The sequence below is a fragment of the Aeromonas sp. D3 genome (assembly GCF_027705025.1).
GTDB lineage: Bacteria > Pseudomonadota > Gammaproteobacteria > Enterobacterales > Aeromonadaceae > Aeromonas > Aeromonas salmonicida.
Genome location: NZ_JAPDBE010000023.1, coordinates 53,767 through 74,650, shown reverse-complemented (window position 1 = coordinate 74,650; position 20,884 = coordinate 53,767). Strand labels below are relative to the sequence as shown.

General features: G+C 59.5%; 18 protein-coding genes, 1 pseudogene and 1 riboswitch. Of the genes and pseudogenes, 11 read left to right on the top strand and 8 right to left on the bottom strand.

From position 1 onward, the window contains the following. Positions 1-368 precede the first annotated feature (368 nt). The 4 genes and pseudogenes from OKC28_RS14210 (at position 369) to OKC28_RS14195 (ending at position 5,450) form a co-directional block, all read left to right on the top strand. Positions 369-818, top strand: a complete 450-nt coding sequence (locus OKC28_RS14210; RefSeq protein WP_256687437.1) for a pullulanase — start codon at positions 369-371, stop codon at positions 816-818. Between the two features lie 209 nt (positions 819-1,027). After that, positions 1,028-3,176, top strand: a pseudogene (locus OKC28_RS14205) (adenosylcobalamin-dependent ribonucleoside-diphosphate reductase). A 9-nt stretch (positions 3,177-3,185) separates the two neighbouring features. Next, complete coding sequence (locus OKC28_RS14200; RefSeq protein ID WP_256687439.1) at positions 3,186-3,869, top strand: TSCPD domain-containing protein; 684 nt, start codon at positions 3,186-3,188, stop codon at positions 3,867-3,869. 210 nt (positions 3,870-4,079) lie between these two features. Next, positions 4,080-5,450, top strand: coding sequence for a PhoH family protein (locus OKC28_RS14195; protein WP_043556002.1), 1,371 nt, complete (start codon positions 4,080-4,082; stop codon positions 5,448-5,450). An 84-nt stretch (positions 5,451-5,534) separates the two neighbouring features. On the opposite strand, the gene thiQ is transcribed toward OKC28_RS14195, so the two are convergent. From thiQ to thiB, 3 genes are read right to left on the bottom strand one after another with little or no spacing between them, the layout of a single operon-like run. After that, a complete protein-coding gene (thiQ, locus tag OKC28_RS14190) occupies positions 5,535-6,230 on the bottom strand; it encodes a thiamine ABC transporter ATP-binding protein (RefSeq protein WP_059168441.1) in 696 nt (231 codons plus the stop codon). Further along, positions 6,217-7,824: a thiamine/thiamine pyrophosphate ABC transporter permease gene (thiP, locus tag OKC28_RS14185; RefSeq protein ID WP_058393646.1), complete on the bottom strand. Its 1,608-nt coding sequence runs from the start codon at positions 7,822-7,824 to the stop codon at positions 6,217-6,219. The genes thiQ and thiP overlap by 14 nt, the downstream gene beginning before the upstream one ends. Continuing rightward, on the bottom strand, positions 7,821-8,801 hold the full coding sequence (gene thiB / locus OKC28_RS14180; protein WP_256687443.1) for a thiamine ABC transporter substrate binding subunit: 981 nt from the start codon (positions 8,799-8,801) through the stop codon (positions 7,821-7,823). The genes thiP and thiB overlap by 4 nt, the downstream gene beginning before the upstream one ends. A 105-nt stretch (positions 8,802-8,906) precedes the next feature. Then, positions 8,907-8,997: riboswitch (TPP riboswitch) on the bottom strand. Positions 8,998-9,089: 92 nt separating this feature from the next. Here thiB and OKC28_RS14175 point away from each other — a divergent pair. Further along, positions 9,090-9,380, top strand: a complete 291-nt coding sequence (locus OKC28_RS14175) for a PilZ domain-containing protein (protein WP_021139767.1) — start codon at positions 9,090-9,092, stop codon at positions 9,378-9,380. Here the strand turns inward: OKC28_RS14175 and OKC28_RS14170 are convergent. From OKC28_RS14170 to leuA, 5 genes are all read right to left on the bottom strand, one after another. Beyond that, positions 9,365-10,294: a transglutaminase domain-containing protein gene (locus OKC28_RS14170; protein ID WP_256688371.1), complete on the bottom strand. Its 930-nt coding sequence runs from the start codon at positions 10,292-10,294 to the stop codon at positions 9,365-9,367. The two genes, OKC28_RS14175 and OKC28_RS14170, sit on opposite strands and share 16 nt — an antisense overlap. 145 nt (positions 10,295-10,439) lie before the next feature. Continuing rightward, on the bottom strand, positions 10,440-11,039 hold the full coding sequence (gene leuD / locus OKC28_RS14165; RefSeq protein ID WP_256687445.1) for a 3-isopropylmalate dehydratase small subunit: 600 nt from the start codon (positions 11,037-11,039) through the stop codon (positions 10,440-10,442). Positions 11,040-11,051: 12 nt separating this feature from the next. Further along, the gene (gene leuC / locus OKC28_RS14160) at positions 11,052-12,449 is read right to left on the bottom strand and encodes a 3-isopropylmalate dehydratase large subunit (RefSeq protein ID WP_256687446.1); all 1,398 of its coding nucleotides are present in this window, start codon (positions 12,447-12,449) and stop codon (positions 11,052-11,054) included. A 32-nt stretch (positions 12,450-12,481) separates the two neighbouring features. Then, the gene (gene leuB, locus OKC28_RS14155; protein ID WP_256688372.1) at positions 12,482-13,567 is read right to left on the bottom strand and encodes a 3-isopropylmalate dehydrogenase; all 1,086 of its coding nucleotides are present in this window, start codon (positions 13,565-13,567) and stop codon (positions 12,482-12,484) included. A 2-nt stretch (positions 13,568-13,569) separates the two neighbouring features. Next, the gene (leuA, locus tag OKC28_RS14150) at positions 13,570-15,144 is read right to left on the bottom strand and encodes a 2-isopropylmalate synthase (protein WP_256687447.1); all 1,575 of its coding nucleotides are present in this window, start codon (positions 15,142-15,144) and stop codon (positions 13,570-13,572) included. Between the two features lie 413 nt (positions 15,145-15,557). Here leuA and OKC28_RS14145 point away from each other — a divergent pair, with 413 nt between their 5' ends. The 6 genes from OKC28_RS14145 (at position 15,558) to ilvN (ending at position 20,801) form a co-directional block, all read left to right on the top strand. Next, on the top strand, positions 15,558-16,181 hold the full coding sequence (locus OKC28_RS14145; RefSeq protein WP_021139763.1) for a TetR/AcrR family transcriptional regulator: 624 nt from the start codon (positions 15,558-15,560) through the stop codon (positions 16,179-16,181). 126 nt (positions 16,182-16,307) lie between these two features. After that, positions 16,308-16,811, top strand: a complete 504-nt coding sequence (locus tag OKC28_RS14140; RefSeq protein WP_021139762.1) for a phosphatase PAP2 family protein — start codon at positions 16,308-16,310, stop codon at positions 16,809-16,811. Beyond that, the gene (locus OKC28_RS14135) at positions 16,808-17,917 is read left to right on the top strand and encodes an MJ1255/VC2487 family glycosyltransferase (RefSeq protein WP_256687449.1); all 1,110 of its coding nucleotides are present in this window, start codon (positions 16,808-16,810) and stop codon (positions 17,915-17,917) included. Before OKC28_RS14140 ends, OKC28_RS14135 begins: the two co-directional genes overlap by 4 nt. Positions 17,918-17,953: 36 nt before the next feature. After that, positions 17,954-18,106 (top strand): hypothetical protein, encoded by a 153-nt coding sequence (locus OKC28_RS14130; protein WP_010673158.1) that lies wholly within the window; start codon positions 17,954-17,956, stop codon positions 18,104-18,106. A 390-nt stretch (positions 18,107-18,496) separates the two neighbouring features. Then, a complete protein-coding gene (locus OKC28_RS14125) occupies positions 18,497-20,215 on the top strand; it encodes an acetolactate synthase 3 large subunit (RefSeq protein WP_096120112.1) in 1,719 nt (572 codons plus the stop codon). 91 nt (positions 20,216-20,306) lie between these two features. Then, entirely contained in the window at positions 20,307-20,801 is a 495-nt protein-coding gene (gene ilvN, locus OKC28_RS14120; protein WP_005311605.1) for an acetolactate synthase small subunit, read from the top strand. Positions 20,802-20,884 lie beyond the last annotated feature (83 nt).

Sequence of the window (20,884 nt, the reverse complement as noted above, 5' to 3'; positions counted from 1 at the left end):
CTCAGAAGTGAAACGCGGTAGCGCCGATGGTAGTGTGGCATTCGCCATGCGAGAGTAGGACACTGCCAGGCACCCAACACGAAAAACCCCGCTCGATGAGCGGGGTTTTTTATTATTTGAAATTTGAGTCTTTGGCACTCATCGCCATGTGATAGCCCCCTTACGAGACTTTCGCTCAATTCCCTCCCCGTATCTTGTCCCGCATTTTTTGCATCGTTTCGCTCGAAACTCATCCATTTATCCCACTGGTTGGATATAAAAAACACAGAATGTGATGCCTCTACCTTTCTTGTGATGCCCGCTCTGCTTTAATTCGTCTGCTCACGTTCGATGGGCCAAGGAATCACAATAATTTGAGGAATGGACACATGTTCAAAAGAACAGTAACGATGATGCTGGCGGCGGGAACCCTGGTATTAGGCGGTTGCGCATCCCATGGTGGCGCAGAACAGGCGGCAGACAATAGCGATTTCGGTGGCAAGTCCATCTACCTGCGTGGGGAGATGAACGACTGGATGGCAACCGATGCGAGCAAGGTGGTCAAGGTCGCTGACAAGCTTTACATGGCCAAAGGTACGCTCAAGAAAGAGTGGGCTCCCTACAAGTTCAAGTTTGCCGACTCGGGCTGGAGCTGTGGCGCCAACTTCGGTTACAAGAGCCCGAGTGATGGTGTCGCCGTACTGGGTGGGGAAGCCGTGCCGGTCAACCCCTGCTCCAAGTACGAGGATATGAAGTTCTCGCCGGATGCGGATGGGGTCTACGAGTTCTATCTGAATATGGCTGGCGAGACGCCGAGCGTGTACGTCAAGAAACCCTGAGTGCTTTCTGATCGCTAAATCTTTCAGGAAATGAATCAGTTAAATGCCTCGGCCCAGAAACCTGCTGGCCGGGGCATTTTTTTAGGATAGAATCGGCGCCCTCATAGCAGTGGGTTTACTATATATTGTGTTATTTTTTATAAATGTCACTATTGGTTGTGTTTTTTCTCTGTCATGACGTTGATGCATTCACATAAGGTTGATTGAAAATGGCTAAATCCAACCCGGTGCTGGAGAGTGAACTCGGCTCCCGCCTCATCCCCCTGCAGGAAACGTCCCTCGAGATCTGGGGACAGCAAGTATCGTCTCAAGAGCAAGGATGGGGCTCCCATAGATGGCTCTATCGACGAGACCTACCAGCGGGTTGCCCGCGCCCTGGCCCAGCAGGAGTTGGAGCCTGATGCCTGGTATGAGCCCTTCCTGTGGGCGCTGCTCAACGGCGCCATCCCGGCGGGGCGTATCACCTCCAACGCGGGTGCCTTCGAGCACAAGCCGGCCACTTCAACCATCAACTGTACCGTCTCCGGTACCATCGAAGATTCGATGGACGATATCCTCGGCAAGGTGCATGAGGCCGGCCTGACCCTGAAGGCCGGCTGCGGCATCGGTTATGATTTCTCGACCCTGCGTCCGCGCGGCGCCTTCGTCTCGGGTGCCGGTGCTTACACCTCGGGCCCGCTCTCCTTCATGGATATCTATGACAAGATGTGCTTCACCGTCTCGTCAGCCGGCGGTCGGCGTGGCGCCCAGATGGGCACCATGGATATCCGTCACCCCGATGTGATCGAATTCATCCAGGCCAAGCGTGAAGATGGGCGCTTGCGTCAGTTCAACCTCTCCCTGCTCATCACCGAGGATTTCGTCAAGGCGGTGAAAGAGGATGCTCCCTGGTCGCTGATCTTCCCCTACACGGCCAAAGAGGTGGAGCAGGACTGTATTGCGCTGGACGATCCCGAAGTGGTGTTCTGGGCCGACTGGCCCAACAAGGAAGGGGTGGTCATCAACGCGCTGGGGCAGGTGGCCTGTAAGGTCTACAAGACCATGCCTGCCCGCAAGCTGTGGAACGTCATCATGACCTCCACCTACGACTATGCAGAGCCCGGCTTCATCCTGATCGACAAGGTCAACCAGATGAACAACAACTGGTTTTGTGAAGAGATCCGCGCTACCAACCCCTGCGGTGAGCAGCCCTTGCCCCCCTACGGTGCCTGTCTGCTGGGGTCGGTCAATCTGACCCGGTTTGTGCGCGCCCCCTTCACTGAACAGGCTGCCTTCGACTGGCAGGGGTTTCGCAAGGTGGTGGCCATCTTCACCCGCATGCTGGACAACGTGGTGGAGATCAACCAGCTGCCGCTGGCCAAGCAGCGCGAGGAGATCACAGCCAAGCGCCGTCACGGCATGGGCTTCCTCGGCCTTGGCTCTACCCTCACCATGCTGCAGATAAAATACGGCTCTGCGGCTTCCGTCGCCTTCACCGAGCAGGTATCCCAGGAGCTGGCCATGACTGGCTGGCAGGAGTCCCTGCGTCTTGCGAAAGAGAAGGGGGTTGCCCCCATCATGGAGCAGGAGTTCGAGGTAACCGGCAAGATGCTGCGCCTGCGCCCCGAAATGGCGGCCGATGGCATCAAGCTGGGTGACAAGGTGAAGGGCAAGGTGCTGCATGCGCGCTACAGTCGCTACATGCAGCAGGTGGCCGAGGTGGATCCCGCCCTGGTGGCCGAGCTGGCCGAGGTGGGGGGGCGTTTCACCCACCACAGCAGCATAGCGCCGACCGGCACCATCTCCTTGTCGCTGGCCAACAACGCCAGCAACGGTATAGAGCCGAGCTTTGCCCATCACTACAGTCGCAACGTCATCAAGCCGGGCAAAAAGAGCAAGGAGAGCGTGGATGTCTACTCGTTCGAGCTGCTCGCCTACCGCGAGCTGGTGAACCCGGCAGCGATGCCCTACACCGAAGATGACGCCAGCCGCCTGCCTGACTACTTCATCACGGCCGACGACATCAGCCCGGCCCAGCACGTGGACATTCAGGCGGCGGCCCAGCGCTGGATTGATTCCTCCATCTCCAAGACCGCCAACGTGCCGACCGACTTCCCGTTCGAGCAGTTCAAGGACATCTACATGTATGCCTCGGACTCGGGGCTCAAGGGCTGCACCACCTTCCGCTTCAACCCGGAAGCCTTCCAGGGCGTGCTGGTGAAGGAGAAGGATTTGGAGAACACTCAGTACGAGTTCACCCTGGAGGATGGCTCCGTCATCTCCGTCAAGGGGAACGAAGAGATCGAATACGATGGCGAGCTGCATACCGCCGCCAACCTCTATGACGCCTTGAAAGAAGGCTATTACGGTAAATTCTGAGAACAGATTATGGCCAAGAAGATCGACAAGAAAATCGTCGCCTACAAGGTGAAAACCCGGGATGAGCCGCAGGAAGATCTGGCCCCGCAGGATGACGTGGTACACATGCACGAAACCGTGCTGCGTCCGGAGCGGCTGATGGGCACCACCTACAAGCTGAAGACGCCGGAGCATGTCTCCGAGCACTCGCTGTTCATCACCATCAACGACATCATTCTCAACGAGGGCACGGTTCACGAGACCCGCCGCCCGTTCGAGATCTTCATCAACTCCAAGAGTCTGGAACACTATCAGTGGATAGTGGCGCTGACCCGCATCATCTCGGCGGTGTTTCGCAAGGGCGGGGATGTCACTTTCCTGGTGGAGGAGCTGAGATCCGTGTTCGATCCCAAGGGCGGCTATTGGAACAAGGGCAAGTATGTTCCCTCCCTTATCGCCGAAATTGGCAACGTGATCGAGACCCATCTCACCGAGATCGGCATGATCAAGCTACCGGGGCTGGATGAGCATCAGCAGGCGTTTCTGGCCGAGAAACAGGCCGAGCTGAAGGCGGCTCAGGAAGCCGAAGAGCAGCAGGCCGGCAGTGGTTTCCCGGCCAGTGCGGCACTCTGCTACAAGTGCAATACCAAGGCGCTGGTGCAAAAGGATGGCTGCATGACCTGTCTCAACTGCGGCGACTCCAAGTGTGGCTGACAAGCCACTGAGCACTTGAACAAGACCGGCCACAGAGCCGGTCTTTTTATTGCTGCTTTTCTGTTCGAACGATCCTGCCGCTCAAGCGATTTGTTGCGCGATAGTAAAATCGGGCGTAGCGTTGGGGGTAATAAAACTGTCACGCTCGTGTGGTTTCAATGACATCTGAGATTCACACACGTGGCACCTTCAGTGCCAAGGAGGATGCTTATGGACAATACGGACCGAAAGCTGTTTATCCTGGATACCAACGTTCTGCTTCACGAACCCCTCGCCATCTACTCCTTCAAAGAGCACGACGTGCTCATCCCCATGACGGTGCTGGAAGAGCTCGACAACATCAAGGATCGCCACAAGGATGTCAGCCGCGATGCGCGGGTGGCCATTCGTGCGCTGGAAGACGTGTTCCGCGATGCAACGCCGGAGCAGATCACCCAGGGCGTACCGCTGGCGGGTGAGGCGAGCGGCAATATCTGTATCTTCAGTGACCACCATCTGCCCCAGGATGCCGAGGTGTTCACCGACAAGGAGGCGGACAACCGCATCATCAACGCGGCCCTCTATCTGCAAAAGCATGAGATGAAACGCCAGGTGGTGCTGGTGACCAAGGACATCAACATGCGCCTCAAGGCCAAGGGGGCCGGGTTGGCGCACGTCGAGGACTATCGCAGCGACCAGCTGATCGACGATATCCGTCTGCTGGCCAAAGGTTTTCAGGTGGTGCCCGGCAGTTTCTGGGAGCGGGTCGGCGAGTGTGACAGCGAGACCCATGGCCGCGATACCGTCCATGTGATCGACTCGAACTTGCTGGAAGGGGTACACGTCAATCAGTACCTGCTTGACGAAGAAAACTTCTTCGCCGCCCGGGTATTGAGCAACGATGGCCACAAGATCCGCATCAAGGATCTGGGCCGTGAGCGGCTGATGTCACGCAAGGCCTGGGGTGTCCATCCCAAGAACGTCTATCAGGGCATGGCGCTGGATGCCCTGCTCGATCCGCACATCGATCTGGTGATCCTGACCGGCCCAGCCGGTTGCGGCAAGACCTTGCTGGCCATGGCTGCCGCACTGGAGCTGGTGATTGAGAAGGGGATTTACGAGAAAGTCATCGTCACCCGCAATACCCCGGAGATTGCCGAGAGCATCGGCTTCCTGCCCGGCACCGAAGAAGAGAAGATGATGCCCTGGCTGGCGGCGGTGACAGATACCCTGGAGGTGCTGCACAAGCAGGACGAGAACATGAGTGGCTCGCTGAGCTACATCATGGAGAAGGCCAACATCCAGTTCAAATCGGTCAACTTCATGCGCGGGCGCAGCATCCAGAACACCTTCGTGCTGCTGGACGAGTGCCAGAACCTGACCGCGTCCCAGATCAAGACCATCATCACCCGTTGCGGCGAGGGGACCAAGATCGTCTGCTCCGGCAACTTGGCCCAGATCGACTCCAACTACCTGAGCCCGGTGACCTCGGGTCTGACCTACATAGTCGAGCGTTTCAAGGATTTCGACGGCAGTGCCAACATCTTCCTGAACGGGGTGGTGCGCAGCAAGCTCGCCTCCTTCGCCGAGGAAAACCTCTGATTTAACTGACTATCTTCATATGAAAAAGGGGAAGCCACTTGGCTTCCCCTTTTTTGATCCCGCCACCGGTTCAGTGTCCCAGGGTCATTGCCCAAGGTAGCGCAGCAGGCCGGGATGATCGCTGTTTTGCAGTATATCGGGTGTGCCTTGCAGGGCGATGCGGCCCTCGTCGACAAACAGCACCTGATCGGCGATGAGTTGCGCATCTTCCGGATTGTGGGAGACCATCAGCACTGTGATGGCCTGCTCGCAGGCGAGCCTGGCCACCTCCGCCAGCATCTCCCGGCGCAGGGCGGGATCGAGCGCAGAGAAAGGCTCATCCAGCAGCAGCAAGGGCTTGCCACGCACCAGGGCGCGCGCCAGCCCGACCCGCTGTTGCTGGCCGCCGGAGAGCTGCTCCGGCAGCCGAGCCAGCATGTCGCCAAGGCCGACCCGCTCTGCGGCCTGTTTCACCTGTGCCTGCTGAGCCGGGCTCAAACGCAGGCCCGGGTGCAGGCCGATGGCGATATTGTCGAACACCGACAGGTGCAGGAAGAGGTTGTGATCCTGAAACAGGGTAGTGACCGGCCGCTCGGCAGGCCCCAGCGGCAGCAGATCTTCGCCGTCGAAGCTGAGGGTGCCTGACTCCACCGGTACGAAACCGGCGATCATGCCGAGCAGGGTCGACTTGCCCGCCCCGCTTGGCCCTATCAGCGCGGTAATTTCTCCCTTGGGCAGGGTCGCACTGAAGCTGACTCGCCAATCGGGGTAGCTGGTGACCAGCCCATCAATGTTCAGCATTTTTTCCTCCAAGCCCGCGTTCTACCAGCCAGAACAGGGAAAAACAGAGCGTGAGCAGCAGCAGTGCGGTGGCGGCCGCCTCGGTCAGCCGGTAACTGCCGAGCTGCTGATAGAGCAGCCAGGGCAGGGTTGTGAGCTCCTGGCTGCCAAACATGGCGATGGCGCCGAGATCCCCGAGCGACAGTATCATCGAGAGCGCCATCGCCAGTGCCAGCGGGCGGCGCAGCAGGGGCCACTCCACCAGCCGCAGGCGATGCAGACCGCGCACCCCCAGGCTGTCAGCCAGTCTATCGTACTGGCGCACCACCAGCTGCATGGGTGCTGAGAGGGTGCGCAGCACATAGGGCAGCGCCATCAGAGCGTTGACCAGTACCACCAGCCAGGGGCCGAGGGCAAAGACATCGGTAAAGGGCATGAACATGATGAAGAGGCCAGTGGAGAGCACCACCGCCGGTATCATCAGGATCATGGATCCGCTGGCTTCCCACAGGGCGGCGGCCCGCCGCTGACGGGTGCGTACCTTGAGGTGACGGCTGGTGAGCAGCAAGCCGCTGCCGAGCAGGGTGGCCAGGGTGCCCGCCGCCAGCGCGATCAGCAGCGACTGGCCGCTGGCCTGCCACAGCTGCGCCGAGGCCAGCGCCGTCAGCAGGCCGGGATTGAAACCAGCCACCAGGATTGCCAGCAGAGGCGGCAGGAAGATGGCGAGCCCGGTGCAGAGCGCCACGGCATCCACCAGCACTGTCCCCGGTTGATGACGATCCGGTCGCAGACAGGGACGATGGCTGCTGATCCGGCTGGCCGGTGTGGTCTGCAGCTTGTGTTGCAGCAAGAGCAGAGTGGCGGTCAGGATCAGCTGCACCAGCGCCAGGCCGCCGGCGGTAGCGAGGTCGAAATCAAAGCGCAGCGCCTGATAGACGGCCACCTCCAGCGTGGTGGACCTGGGTCCGCCCCCCAGCGCCAGCACTGTGGTGAAGCTGGTGAAGCAGAGCATGAAGATGAGGCTGGCAAGCCCCGGCAGTATGCCGCGAATGAGCGGCCACTCCAGCAGCCGGAAGATGTGGGAGGAGCGCATGCCCAGCTGGCTGGCGAGACGCCAGCTCGATTCGGGGATGCTCTCTATGCTCTGCAGCATGAGGCGCGCCGCCAGCGGCATGTTGAAGAAGACATGGGCCAGCAGTATGCCAAACAGGCCGTACAGGTAGTTGCCGGGATCCAGCCCCAGGCCGCGCAGCAGCTGTGACAGCCAACCCTGTTTGCCGTGAACCGCCACTATGCCGAAGATGGCGATGATGACCGGCAGCACCAGGGAGAGCCCAAACAGCTTGAGCAGCAGGCGTCGACCGATGAAGCGGCGCCGCGCCAGCGCTCTTGCCACCGGAATGGCTACACCTAAGCTCAACAGGGTGGAGAGCAGCGCCTGCCCCAGGCTGAAGCCCAGCACATGGCGCAGATAGGGATCGGCCAGCAGGGTGCGGGGGGCCAGCGAACCGGCCTGCCACAGCAGGGCGACGAGCGGCCCCAGGGACAACAGCAGGATCAACAGGGTGGCTGCGCTACCCGGCAGCCACCAGAGGGGACGAACGCTGGTGCTCACTGGGTGACGGCTTGCAGCCACTCGCGGATCCAGTTCTTGCGATTGGCGGCCACCTCATCGCTGGTGAAACTCAGCGGCTTGCTGACTGTGATCATCTGCTCGAAGCCCTTGGGCAGCGGCGCATCTGTCACCGGATACATCCAGTTGCCGGCAGGGATCTCCTGCTGGAAGGCGGGGCTTATAATGAACTGCAGAAACTGGTCGGCCAGCTTGCCCTGTTTGGCGCTTTTCAGCTTGGCGGCGACTTCCACCTGACGGTAGTGCCCCTCTTCGAAGGCGGCGGCCTGATACTGGGGTTTGTTCTCGGCAATCAGGTGATAGGCGGGAGAGCTGGTGTAGGAGAGCACCATGTCTGCTTCCCCATCGAGGAACATGCCATAGGCTTCGGACCAGCCCTTGGTGACTGTGACCGTCTTTTTGGCAAGCTCGGTCCAGGCGGCAGGCGCCTGATCGCCATAGACGGACTTCATCCACAGCATCAGCCCCTGACCCGGGGTAGAGGTGCGGGGATCCTGATAGATCACCTTGAGATCCTGGCGTTCTACCAGCTCTTTCAGGCTCTTGGGGGGCGCTTTGAGTTTGTCCTTGTTGTAGACGAAGGCGAAGTAGCCGTAGTCATAGGGGACGAAGGTGTCATCCTGCCAGCCGCCCGGTACCTTGATGCCATCTAGCTTGGTGGTATGCGGGGCGAACAGGCCGCTCTGCTTGGCTTCGGTCAACAGGGCATCGTCCAGGCCCAGCACCAGATCGGCCTTACTGTGCTTGCCTTCCAGCCGCAGCCGATTGAGGATGGCGACGCCATCTTCCAGCGCCACAAGATTGAGGTTGCAACCGCATTCTTTCTCGAATGCCTGCTTGATCTTGGGACCGGGTCCCCATTTGGCGGTGAAGGAGCTGTAGGTATAAACGGTGAGGGTGTCAGCCGCGAAGGCCTGGGTACTGAGCAGGCTGGTGGCAACCATCAGCAGGGTTTTCATCAAGCGGCACTCCCTGTTAGTAGTGAAGTGCCAACTGAGGAAATGTCATCAATGGCACTTCTTGCTATGAGTCATGAGGTGCCAGCGGATGAGAGCGCAAAAAATGAGCGCCATGCCTCAAATTCCTCCGCCAGCATTATCTGGATCAGGTTCACGGGTATAATCTCAGCGGTAAACCGCACCCCGTTTGAGAAACGAACCGCATTGTATTAACGTTCTTGGGGGGAGGCCAGCACAATTGTTCCTGCGGGCCATCGAGATGGCTTCGGCATAACAGAGGATGTTCGTGTGATCACCAGTACCAAGGAAAGACGCGCCTTCCAGCGCATGATAATCAACGCCCCCGTCACCGTCTTTCAGCAACAGCAAGTGCTGGAGGGGGTCTGTCGGGATCTCAGCGCCAATGGCATGGGGATCGCCGTCGCCGAGCATCAGCTCGATGTCAGCCAGCCCATCCGGGTCAGTCTGGCCACCAACAACAACCTGTTGCCGCCGTTCGAGGCCCAGGCCCGCATCATTCGGGTGCTGGAGGAGGAGGACGGCCTGCTGCTCGCCATCGAGTTTCAATCCCAGGCCTGAACTGGCTGAATGTTCAGTTGCTTGCTATCGATCAGCGTCTTGCTGGTCGATGCTATTTGCCCCATCGCAAACTGGCCCGGGCCGGTCGGTTCCAGCAACAGATAGCTTTCGCCTTCCCACATCAATGTCTCGTCGCCCGGTTTGGCTGGCAGGGCGACGCCCAGCAGAGCATGCCCCGGCGCGAACACCATGACCTGTTTCAGTTCGGGAAAGAGCTGGGCCAGCATGGCCGCCATCAGGGTAACCTTGCTGTCGCAATCCCCCCGGTTCTGCTCCAGCACCTGACGGGGGCTCAAGAAGCCCTTGCCCGAGCGTCCTGACTGGCTGTCGAGCAGCTGGTAGGGGATGGCCTGGATGAAGTCGAGCATATGAGCCACCGTCTTCTGGCGAGCCTCCGTCTCGGTAGCGCCCTCCTGTTTGAGCTGTTCGGCCAGCGGGGCCAGCTCGGCCCGGCTTTCCAGCGCGATGCGTACATGATCCTGCTTGATGGCTGGGCCGCCGTCGGGCGGGGTGAAGGGCTGGAAGTAGTGCTGCATGAGCCATTGTGCCTCCAGCTTGCTGCGCTGGCGGGTGGCCCAGGCCAGAGCCTCCCGGGCTTTGTCCTGATTGCGGCTCTTCAGGTGCAGCTTCATATCGGGGCGGGAGAGGGTGAATTGCACCTCGGGAAATTCGGTGCCGGCTTGTTGCAGCAGGCCCTGCAACACGTCCTCCTGCATACGGGCAGGCCGATAGGCGATGAGCGGCGGCAACTTGCCGGCGTCCAGCCGATAGCTGAGTTGCTGTGCCTTGCCCTCCTTGTCTTGCCAGCCGACGTTGAGTTGACCGCCGTTGCTGTTGAAATAGGTCTGTCCGGCACTTGCCGAAAGCGCGAACAACAAGCTGAAAAGCAGGGGGATAGCCGTCGGTCTCTTCATCATCCTTTCCTGTCGGTGGTGTCGTGATAGCCCGCTATCGGCGCCCATGGCGGCGGGATAATAAAACAGGGAGCCAAGGCTCCCTGTTGATTCTACTCGCTTTATTTCTGATGGCTGTGTCTTGTTACAAGGGGATGCGATCAGTTCAGATCCAGCTTGGCTGCTTTGCTTCGAAGGCGCTGATGGTGGCCTCGTGCTGCAGGGTCAGACCGATGGAATCCAGTCCGTTGAGCAGGCAATAGCGACGAAACTCGTCGATCTCGAAACCAAAGCTGAGCTCGCCGGCTCGCACCTGATTGGCTTCCAGATCCACCTCGATTTCGATGCCCGGCTGTGTGGCAACCAGCTGGAACAGGACATCCACCTCCTCTTCTTTCAACCGCACCGGTACCAGACCGTTGTTGATGGCGTTGCCATAGAAGATATCGGCAAAGCTTGAGGCTATCAGGGTTTTGAAGCCGTAATCCGCCAGCGCCCAGGGGGCGTGCTCACGGCTCGAACCGCAGCCGAAGTTTTCCCGGGCCAGCAAGATGCTGGCACCGGCATAGCGCGGCTGGTTGAGCACGAACTCGGGATTGGGCTGCTGGCCCGCATCATCGAGAAAGCGCCAGTCGTGGAACAGGTGCTTGCCAAAACCGATGCGGTTGACCTTCTGCAAAAACTGCTTGGGAATGATGGCGTCGGTGTCGACGTTGGCGCTGTCGAGGGGAACGGCGATCCCTTTATGTTGTTTGAATCCTGTCATCGCTATTTCCTCTTACAGTGCGCGAATGTCGGCAAAGCGGCCGGTGACGGCAGCGGCGGCGGCCATGGCCGGGCTCACCAGATGGGTGCGGCCGGCACGGCCCTGACGCCCTTCGAAGTTGCGGTTGCTGGTGGAGGCGCAGCGCTCCCCCGGTTGCAGCCGGTCGTTGTTCATGGCCAGACACATGGAACAGCCGGGCAGACGCCATTCAAAACCTGCCTCGAGGAAGATCTTGTCCAGACCCTCGGCTTCGGCCTGTGCCTTCACCTGCTCGGAGCCCGGCACCACCAGCGCTTGTACGCCAGCGGCCACCTTGCGGCCACGGGCGATGGCGGCGGCGGCACGCAGATCCTCGATGCGGCTGTTGGTACAGGAACCGATGAACACCTTGTCGATGGCGACATCGGTGAGCTTCTGGCCCGGTTGCAGGTCCATGTAGGCGAGCGCCTTGCGGGCGGATTGCTGCTCCATCAGATCGCTGAAGGATTCCGGTGCCGGGATCGGTTCATTGACGGCAATCACCTGGCCCGGGTTGGTACCCCAGGTGACCTGCGGGGCGATATCGGCGGCGTCGAGGATCACTTCGGCATCGAAGTGGGCGCCGTGGTCGCTCTTGAGGCTCAGCCAGTAGGCGATGGCCTGATCCAGTGATTCACCCTTGGGGGCGAACTCCTTGCCACGGATGTAGTCGATGGTGGTCTGGTCGGGGGCTATCATGCCCGCCTTGGCACCCAGCTCGATGGCCATGTTGCACACCGTCATCCGCCCTTCCATGGAGAGGCCCGCAATGGCCTCGCCAGCGAATTCCACCACGTAGCCGGTACCACCGGCATGGCCAACCCGGCCGATGATGGCCAGCACCACGTCCTTGGCGCTGATGCCCTCCGCCAGCTTGCCGTTGACCGAAATGCGCATTGTCTTGGCGCGGCCCTGTTTCAGGGTCTGGGTGGCCATCACATGTTCCACTTCGGAGGTGCCGATACCGAAGGCCAGGGAACCGAAGGCACCGTGGGTGGCGGTGTGGGAGTCGCCGCAGACGATGGTGGTGCCGGGCAAGGTGATGCCGAGCTCGGGGCCCATCACATGGACGATCCCCTGATACTTGTGGTTGAGATCGTAGAGGCGAACCCCGAACTCCTTGCAGTTGTCGGCAAGTGTCTCCATCTGGATGCGGGCCATCTCGCCGGAGGCGGCGATGTCCTTGGTAGTGGTGGAGACGTTGTGATCCATGGTTGCCCAGGTCAGATCCGGGCGCCGCAGCGGGCGGTTCATGGCGCGCAGGCCATCGAATGCCTGCGGGCTGGTCACTTCGTGTACCAGGTGGCGGTCGATGTAGATGAGCGGCGTTTCGCCGTCCACTTCGCGTACCACATGGGCGTCGAATACTTTCTGATAAAGGGTTTTGGCCATTGCTCTGTATTCCTTGTTATGTGCTGGGTGGCTCAGATCCGTGCGGCGATCTGGGTGCCCATGTCGGCGGTACTCTGCACCGGATGGCGAGCATCTGCCTGATGCAGGTCGGCGGTGAAGTATCCCTCTGCCAATGTCTGGGCTACGGCTTGCTCGATGGCTTGAGCGGCGGCTTCCTGTCCCAGGCTGTAGCGCAGCATCAGGGCGGCGGAGAGGATCTGGGCGATGGGATTGGCGATGCCTTTGCCGGCGATATCGGGAGCCGAGCCACCGGCCGGTTCGAACAGGCCAAAACCAGATTCGTTCAGGCTGGCTGAAGGGAGCAGCCCCATGGAGCCGGTGATCATGGCGCACTCGTCAGAGAGGATGTCGCCAAACAGGTTGGAGCAGAGCAGCACGTCGAACTGGGACGGATCCTTGATGAGCTGCATGGTGGCGTTGTCTATGTACATGTGGTTCAGCGCCACGTCCGGATAGGATTTGGCGACTTCAGTCACCACCTCGCGCCACAGGATGGAGGAGGCGAGCACGTTGGCCTTGTCGATGGAGGTGACCTTGGCTTTGCGAACACGGGCCGATTCAAACGCTATCCTGGCGATGCGCTCAATTTCGAAGCGATGGTATACCTCGGTGTCGAATGCTTTCTCGTTCGCCCCTTCTCCCTCTCGCCCCTTGGGCTGGCCGAAGTAGATGCCGCCGGTGAGCTCGCGCACGCAGGCGATGTCAAAACCGCGATCCGAGATGTCGGCGCGCAGGGGGGAGAACTGCTCGAGACCTGTGTAGATACGGGCCGGACGCAGGTTGCAGAACAGCTTGAAGTGGGCACGCAGGGGCAGCAGGGCGCCGCGCTCGGGTTGATCGTTGGGGGCCAGGTGCTCCCACTTGGGGCCACCTACGGAGCCAAACAGCACGGCATCGGCGGCCTCACAGCCCTTGATGGTGCTCTGTGGCAGCGGGGTGCTATGGTTGTCGATGGCGATGCCACCCACGTCATGGCGATCATACTCGAGGGAGAAGCCAAACCTGGCCTGCACTTTTTCCAGCACCTTGACGGCCTCGGCCATCACTTCCGGTCCTATGCCGTCACCCGGCAACACTGCGATCCGATAACTGCTCATACTCACACACTCTCCGTATTGATCTTGTCTGTTTTTGTGACGTTGCGTTCCATCTGTTCGGCCACCTGATCGGCGCGCCAGATGCTGTTGATCACGTGGATCAACGCCTGGGCAGAGGACTCTATGATATCGGTAGCCAGGCCCATGCCGTGGAATTTTCGTCCCTTGTATTCGGCGACTATGTCGACCTGGCCGAGGGCATTCTTGCCCTCACCCTTGGCTTTGAGGGCGTATTTGTCGATGCGGATCTCGTAGCCGGTGATGCGGTTGATGCACTGGTAGACCGCATCCACAGGGCCATTGCCGGTAGCCGCTTCGCAGACCAGATCCTGTCCGACCTTCAATTTGACCGAGGCGGTGGCCAGTACCGAACTGCCGCTTTGTACGCCCAGATACTCCAGCTTGAAGTGCTCCGGCTCTTCGTGGATTTGGCTGAAGAAGGCCAGCGCCTCCAGGTCGTAGTCGAACACCTGTCCCTTCTTGTCGGCCAGGGTCAGGAACTTGCCGTAGAGGTCGTCGAGATCGTAGCTGCTCTCGGCATAGCCCATGGACTCCATTCTGTGCTTGATGACGTGACGGCCGGAGCGTGAGGTCATGTTGAGGTTGTTCTGAGGCAGGCCAATGCTCTCGGGGGTGATGATTTCATAGGTGTTCTTCGCCTTGAGCACGCCGTCCTGATGGATGCCGGAGCTGTGGGAGAAGGCGTTGGCCCCGACGATGGCCTTGTTCGGCTGCACCGGCATGTTGCACAGCTGGCTGACCAGGGCGCTGGTGCGATGAATTTCGCTGTGGCGGATGTTGGTATGGACCCCAAGCAGATCGGCGCGGGTTTTCAGGATCATCGCGACCTCTTCCAGGGAGCAGTTGCCCGCCCGCTCGCCGATACCGTTGATGGTGCACTCGATCTGGCGGGCTCCCATCTGCACTGCGCCGATGGAGTTGGCCACCGAGAGCCCCAGATCGTCGTGGCAGTGCACAGAGATGATGGCCTTGTCGATGTTGGGCACCCGGTTGAACAGGGTCTGGATGATACCGGAGAACTCGGTCGGTACCGTGTAGCCGACGGTATCCGGGATATTGATGGTGCGGGCGCCGGCCTTGATGGCCGCTTCCACCATGCGACAGAGATTATCAATCGGGGTGCGACCCGCATCCTCGCAGGAGAACTCCACGTCGTCGGTGTAGCGCAAGGCGTGTTTGATGGCGCTGACCCCCATCTCCAGCACATCCTCAAAGCTCTTTTTCAGCTTGCTCTCGACGTGAATGGAGGAGGTGGAGATAAAGGTATGGATGCGAAAAGCTTCTGCGACCCGCAAGGCTTCACCGGCGGCGTCGATATCCTTGGGCAGGGCGCGGGCGAGGGCGCAGACCCGGCTGTTCTTGATGTGGCGGGCTATGGTCTGCACCGATTGAAAATCGCCGGGGGAGGAGACAGGGAATCCCACTTCCATGATGTCGACGCCGAGCCGCTCCAGCGCCTGGGCGATCTGCAGCTTCTCCTTGACGGTCAAACTGGCCGCCAGGGCCTGCTCACCATCGCGCAAGGTGGTGTCGAAAATGATGACCCGATCTGACATGTGACTTCCCTCTTCCTAAGTTCGGTAACGTGCATCCTGCGGCGGCATAAAAAAACCCGTGCAGGGTGCACGGGTTTTTGTAAATTCCGGCTATGCCTGAGCCCGGCTACAAGGATCCCGCGCGACTGGTCGCGATTAGGGAGAGTAGTAGTAGTAGTAGCGGAGCGGCAATATGCATGATGACTCAATCCTTCCAGTCGATAACGCTGTTACCAATATCGAGATTTTTATGCTGTGTCAACTCGGACTCACCGGTTCAATCCACTGGTTTATTTAATCGGATTGTAAAGGAGTGCAAATTTACTTGTCCCATATTCGGCCCTTGCCCGATTATCTGGTCATTCCTGCTGTACTCGATCATCTATGCAATCAGATCGACTTATCAGTTTTTGCTGAATTATCTGAGGTATCCAATGGAAAAACGCAGACCTGGTCGTCCGGTCGGACGTTCTGACATTCGTGACAAGTTGCTCTGTGCCGCTCGTGAGCGTTTTCTCAATACGCCCTACAGCAAAGTCACTACCCGCGAGATCGCCGAGCTGGCCGGCTCCAATCTGGCGATGATCCATTATTACTTCGGCAGTAAAGAGGGTCTTTACAAGGCAGTGCTGGGCGATGTGGCCGAGCCGCTGGACCAGGCATGGCAAGACGAGATTGGCAACCGCAGCCTCAATGAGTTGCTCAATACCTACTATCAGGTGATGGCGCCCAACAGCGAACTCACTTCCGCCATCTCCAGCGCATTATCGACCGAGAAGAGTCCCGGGCGGGATTTTGTGCTGAATCGTCTGCTGGAACGTCAACTGCCCCAGTTTGATGCCTTGCTGGAGTCCATGAAGAGCAATGGCGAGCTGGGTGACAACCTGGATCCCGAGATGCTGAAGATCTCCTTTCTCAGCATGATGTGGCAGCCGTTCGTGATGAAGGATCTCTACGAGCAGGTGTTTGGTCTGACCGTGGATGAGCACTTCATGGCCCGTCTGGCGGATCACAACTGCCGGCTGATGGAAAACGGCCTGCGCGGCACCCTGAACTGATCATTTGCCTCGCTTGCGGTAAAAAAGGGCCATTCGGCCCTTTTTTCATAAATCTGTTATCCCTTGTTCAATTTAGTGTCACTCCATTGCCCTAGTCTGCACAGAGACTTCAGGGAAGGAGGGGTTATGAACAAGATCCAGCAATGGGACCTGCAGGTGTGCCGCATCTGCCTGCTCCACTCCTACAACCGGCCACAGGCCAGGATCAGTCGGCTCATCTCCCGCACCGGTGACGGGCCCCTCTACGCCGTACTGGCGACACTGCTATGGTGGCAGGGGGAGGCGGAACGTGAACTGGTCGGGGTGGCTCTGCTCGCCTTTGCCATCGAATTGCCGCTCTATCTGCTGCTCAAGAATGCGCTGAAACGCCAGCGGCCGGTGGGCTTGCCGGTTTTCATCACCCCCTCAGATCGTTACAGCCTGCCCTCCGGTCATACCGCCGCCGCCTTTCTGATGGCGACCGTGCTGGCCGCCAGCTTCCCGCTCTGGGCGCCCTTGTTGTTTGTCTGGGCCGCGCTGGTGGGGGCATCGCGTCTGTTGCTCGGGGTGCATTACCTGAGCGATCTGGTGGCCGGCGCCCTGCTCGGCGGTGGCTGCGCCCTGCTTGCGCTCAGCTGGCATCAGGGATGAGGATACTGTTTGGCGTGCAGGGTACCGGCAACGGTCATATCAGCCGCAGCCGTACCCTGGCTCGTGCACTGCGAGCGCAGGGGCTGGAGGTCGATTACCTGTTCAGCGGTCGCCCCGCCGATGGTTACTTCGAGATGGATGAGTTCGGCGACTACCGTACCTTTGCCGGCATCACCTTTGTCAGCCACGAGGGTGCCATTTCTGGCTGGCGTACCCTCAAGGGGCTCTCACCCCTGCGCTTCTGGCGGGATATGCGGGCCCTGGATTGCCGCGATTACGATCTGGTGATCAGCGATTTCGAACCGCTCAGTGCTCACGCGGCCCATCGCTGGGGCAAGCCCAGCCTCACCATCAGCCATCAGGCCAGTTTTGACTGGCCGATCCCGCGTTGGGGGGAGAGCGGCTTCAATCGCCAGCTGATGCGCCATTTTGCCCCGGTTCGCCAGTCCCTCGGACTGCACTGGTTTCACTTCGGTCAGCCACTGCTGCCCCCCATCATAGATCCCATCGTTGCACTGCCCGACAATCAGCAGATCCTGGTCTATCTGCCGTTTGAACAGACTGAAGCCATCGCCGCTCTCTTGTCGCGCTTCAATCAACAGCGTTTCGTCTGCTTTCACCCGGCCATTCGCAGCGCCAGTCAGTGGCGCAACATACGTTTCGAGCCGCAGGCGCGGGAAGGATTCAAGCAGGTGCTGGCAGGTTGCCGCGGTGTCATTACCAACGGGGGATTTGAGCTGGCGTCGGAGGCGCTTTCCCTTGGCAAGAAGCTGCTGGCCAAGCCGCTGGGAGGACAGTTCGAGCAACTGACCAACAGCAAGACGCTGGAGCTGATGGGGTTGGCCCACTTGATGGATGGACTGGATGCCAATGCGGTGCGGGCCTGGCTGGATACGTCGGCTCCGGGCCAGATCCTCTATCCCGATGTGGCGGGCGAGCTGGCGAGCTGGCTTGCGAATGGGGCAGAGGAGAGCGTGGCACAGCTCTCGCGCCGACTGTGGGCTCGCACCCTGTTTCCGGAAGAGGTGTGTGATCGCTTGAGCGAGCTGGAAGGGGGCTGCGCATTAAACAGCACTTGGTTATCGCAAGTGAGCGCCTTTGACTAGACTGAAAGGGATCCCACCAAGGAGAGGACGGACACAATGCGCTTTACCAATGAAAACGGCGATACCATGACACTGGCAGACAATCTTACGCTGCACGAGCTGCTGGACATGGGGGTCAGCATCTCGGTCTGTGAAGAGACGGATCCGGATCAACAGATCTGGCTGGCGGAGCCGGAAGACGAACAGTAAGTCTGTGCTCTGCTCGACGGCCCACCCCTATGGGTGGGCTATTTTTTTCTTGTTTTTCTCATAGTGACAGCATGATCCGCTAGCCAGTCCCCCATCTTCCCCGCTTTGTTCCCACCCTTTTCACCAAGTCACTGAATGTTAATAGCTGTTTGAAATTTATGACTGTTCTGGTCAGACAAAGCCGTGGACAAGCGTTCGCAAGCGGGTTAAGTTGGATTTTCACCCGCTTTTCGGGTGAATGATGGAAAAAACCTATTTTTCTACTATCGACGGCACCGAACTCGCCTGGCCCGTATTCAGACAACAACAAGACACGGGGCCGGCGCTGCCGGGAAGCAGCGGACTGTCGATAGCTTTCGCTTAACGGAGCAAAGCCTGGAGGGCTTTATCATGGAGATGTTATCAGGCGCCCAGATGGTGGTTAGAGCGCTGGAAGATCAGGGAGTTGAGCACGTTTTCGGCTACCCTGGTGGCTCAGTGCTCGACATCTATGACGCTCTCTTTGAAAACGGCAAGATGGAGCATGTCCTGGTGCGGCACGAGCAAGCCGCGGTGCATATGGCGGACGGTTACGCCCGCTCCACCGGCAAGGTGGGCACAGTGCTGGTGACCTCGGGTCCTGGCGCGACCAACTGCATCACGGGGATCGCGACCGCCTACATGGACTCCATCCCCCTGGTGATCCTGTCCGGTCAGGTACCGACCAGCATGATCGGGGAGGATGCATTCCAGGAGACCGACATGATCGGCATCTCCCGTCCTGTGGTGAAGCACAGCTTCCTGTGCAAGAAAGCCAGCGACATTCCCGATGCCATCAAGAAGGCCTACTACATTGCCGCCAGCGGCCGCCCGGGGCCTGTGGTGGTGGATCTGCCCAAAGACGTGCAGAACCCGAAAGAGAAATTCCCCTATCAGTATCCCGAGTCCGTCTCGCTGCGCTCCTACAATCCGACCAAGGCCGGACACAAGGGCCAGATCAAGCGGGCCGCCAAATTGCTGGTAGATGCCCAGCGCCCTGTGATGTACGTGGGCGGCGGTGCCATCAATGCCAATGCGGATCATCTGGTGACCAAGCTGGCCGAGCTGCTGAACCTGCCGGTGACCACCACCCTGATGGGGCTGGGAGCCTTCTCTGGCACCCATCCGCAGTTTGTCGGCATGCTGGGGATGCACGGCACCTTCGAAGCCAACAAGACAATGCACAATGCGGATCTGATTTTTGCCGTGGGTGCCCGCTTCGATGATCGCGTCACCAACAACGTGGCCAAGTTTTGTCCCAATGCCACCATAGTGCACATCGATATCGATCCCACTTCCATCTCCAAGACGGTACAGGCCCATGTGCCCATCGTCGGCTCGGTGGAAACCGTGCTGGAGCAGATGCTGGAAGTGATCCGCGAGTGCGGTTTTGATAACGACAAGCAGGCGCTGGCAGACTGGTGGAGCCAGATCGCCCAGTGGCGTTCCCGCAACTGCCTGGCCTATGAGACACACCCCACCCTGATCAAGCCGCAGCAGGTGATCGAGACCCTGTACAAGGTGACCAAGGGGGAGGCATTCGTTGCCTCCGATGTGGGCCAGCACCAGATGTTCGCCGCCCTCTACTACCCCTTTGCCAAGCCGCGCCAGTGGATAAACTCCGGAGGCCTCGGCACCATGGGTTTTGGTATTCCGGCCGCCATGGGCGCCCAGTTTGCCAACCCAGATGCCGTGGTCTGCTGCGTGACCGGTGATGGCTCGGTACAGATGAACATTCAGGAACTCTCCACTTGTTTGCAGTACGGTGTGCCCATCAAGATCATCTCCATCAACAACCGTGCCCTTGGCATGGTCAAGCAGTGGCAGAAGATGTTCTACGGCGGTCGTCACAGCCACTCCTACATGGAATCCCTGCCCGACTTCGTCAAGCTGGCGGAAGCCTACGGCCACGTCGGTATCGCGGTGAGCGATCCGGCGGAGCTGGAGAGCGCCATGGAGAAAGCCTTCGCCATCAAGGATCGGCTGGTGTTCATGGATATCTCGGTCGATCCGGATGAGCACGTCTATCCGATGCAGATCAAGTTTGGTGCCATGGACGAGATGTGGCTGAGCAAGACGGAGAGGACCTGACAATGGGACACATTATTTCGGTCGTCCTCATGGAGCTCAAGTTTGGTTCCATCAATGACGAGATGTGGCTGAGCAAGGCGGGGGAGATTTGATGAGACATATTATTTCCGTGCTGTTGGAAAACGAGTCCGGCGCCCTGAGCCGCGTGGTGGGCCTCTTCTCCCAGCGCGGCTACAACATCGAGACCCTGACGGTCGCGCCGACCGAGGATCCCACCCTGTCGCGCATGACAATCGTCACCATGGGTGACGAGCGGGTGCTGGAGCAGATCCAGAAGCAACTGCACAAGCTGGTGGATGTGCTCAAGGTGTGTGACCTGAGCGAAGGGGAGCATATCGAGCGGGAGATTGCGCTGGTCAAGGCGCGCGCCGCCGGTGGTGCTCGCGACGAGCTGAAACGGCTGGCGGACATCTTCCGTGGCCAGATCGTCGACGTGACCCCGGAGCAGTACACTGTGCAGCTGGTGGGCACCAGCGAGAAGCTGGACGCCTTCATCAAGACCGCAGCCCAGACCAACGAGATCATCGAGGTGGTGCGTTCCGGGGTGTGCGGTATCTCCCGGGCGGACAAGGCACTGCGCCCCTGATTGTTCGGCAGGTGGATTTGTTATCCCAAAGGGGCTCTTCGGAGCCCTTTTTCACGGGCGCAAGCTGGGCCAGGGGGAAGAGC

What these genes read in the sequence shown, in the direction of transcription:
- OKC28_RS14210 (WP_256687437.1), top strand. Translation starts at nt 369, where the DNA reads ATGTTCAAAAGAACAGTAACGATGATGCTGGCGGCGGGAACCCTGGTA.
- OKC28_RS14200 (WP_256687439.1), top strand. Translation starts at nt 3,186, where the DNA reads ATGGCCAAGAAGATCGACAAGAAAATCGTCGCCTACAAGGTGAAAACC.
- OKC28_RS14195 (WP_043556002.1), top strand. Translation starts at nt 4,080, where the DNA reads ATGGACAATACGGACCGAAAGCTGTTTATCCTGGATACCAACGTTCTG.
- thiQ (WP_059168441.1), bottom strand. Translation starts at nt 6,230, where the DNA reads ATGCTGAACATTGATGGGCTGGTCACCAGCTACCCCGATTGGCGAGTC.
- thiB (WP_256687443.1), bottom strand. Translation starts at nt 8,801, where the DNA reads ATGAAAACCCTGCTGATGGTTGCCACCAGCCTGCTCAGTACCCAGGCC.
- OKC28_RS14170 (WP_256688371.1), bottom strand. Translation starts at nt 10,294, where the DNA reads ATGAAGAGACCGACGGCTATCCCCCTGCTTTTCAGCTTGTTGTTCGCG.
- leuD (WP_256687445.1), bottom strand. Translation starts at nt 11,039, where the DNA reads ATGACAGGATTCAAACAACATAAAGGGATCGCCGTTCCCCTCGACAGC.
- leuC (WP_256687446.1), bottom strand. Translation starts at nt 12,449, where the DNA reads ATGGCCAAAACCCTTTATCAGAAAGTATTCGACGCCCATGTGGTACGC.
- leuB (WP_256688372.1), bottom strand. Translation starts at nt 13,567, where the DNA reads ATGAGCAGTTATCGGATCGCAGTGTTGCCGGGTGACGGCATAGGACCG.
- leuA (WP_256687447.1), bottom strand. Translation starts at nt 15,144, where the DNA reads ATGTCAGATCGGGTCATCATTTTCGACACCACCTTGCGCGATGGTGAG.
- OKC28_RS14145 (WP_021139763.1), top strand. Translation starts at nt 15,558, where the DNA reads ATGGAAAAACGCAGACCTGGTCGTCCGGTCGGACGTTCTGACATTCGT.
- OKC28_RS14140 (WP_021139762.1), top strand. Translation starts at nt 16,308, where the DNA reads ATGAACAAGATCCAGCAATGGGACCTGCAGGTGTGCCGCATCTGCCTG.
- OKC28_RS14135 (WP_256687449.1), top strand. Translation starts at nt 16,808, where the DNA reads ATGAGGATACTGTTTGGCGTGCAGGGTACCGGCAACGGTCATATCAGC.
- OKC28_RS14130 (WP_010673158.1), top strand. Translation starts at nt 17,954, where the DNA reads ATGCGCTTTACCAATGAAAACGGCGATACCATGACACTGGCAGACAAT.
- OKC28_RS14125 (WP_096120112.1), top strand. Translation starts at nt 18,497, where the DNA reads ATGGAGATGTTATCAGGCGCCCAGATGGTGGTTAGAGCGCTGGAAGAT.
- ilvN (WP_005311605.1), top strand. Translation starts at nt 20,307, where the DNA reads ATGAGACATATTATTTCCGTGCTGTTGGAAAACGAGTCCGGCGCCCTG.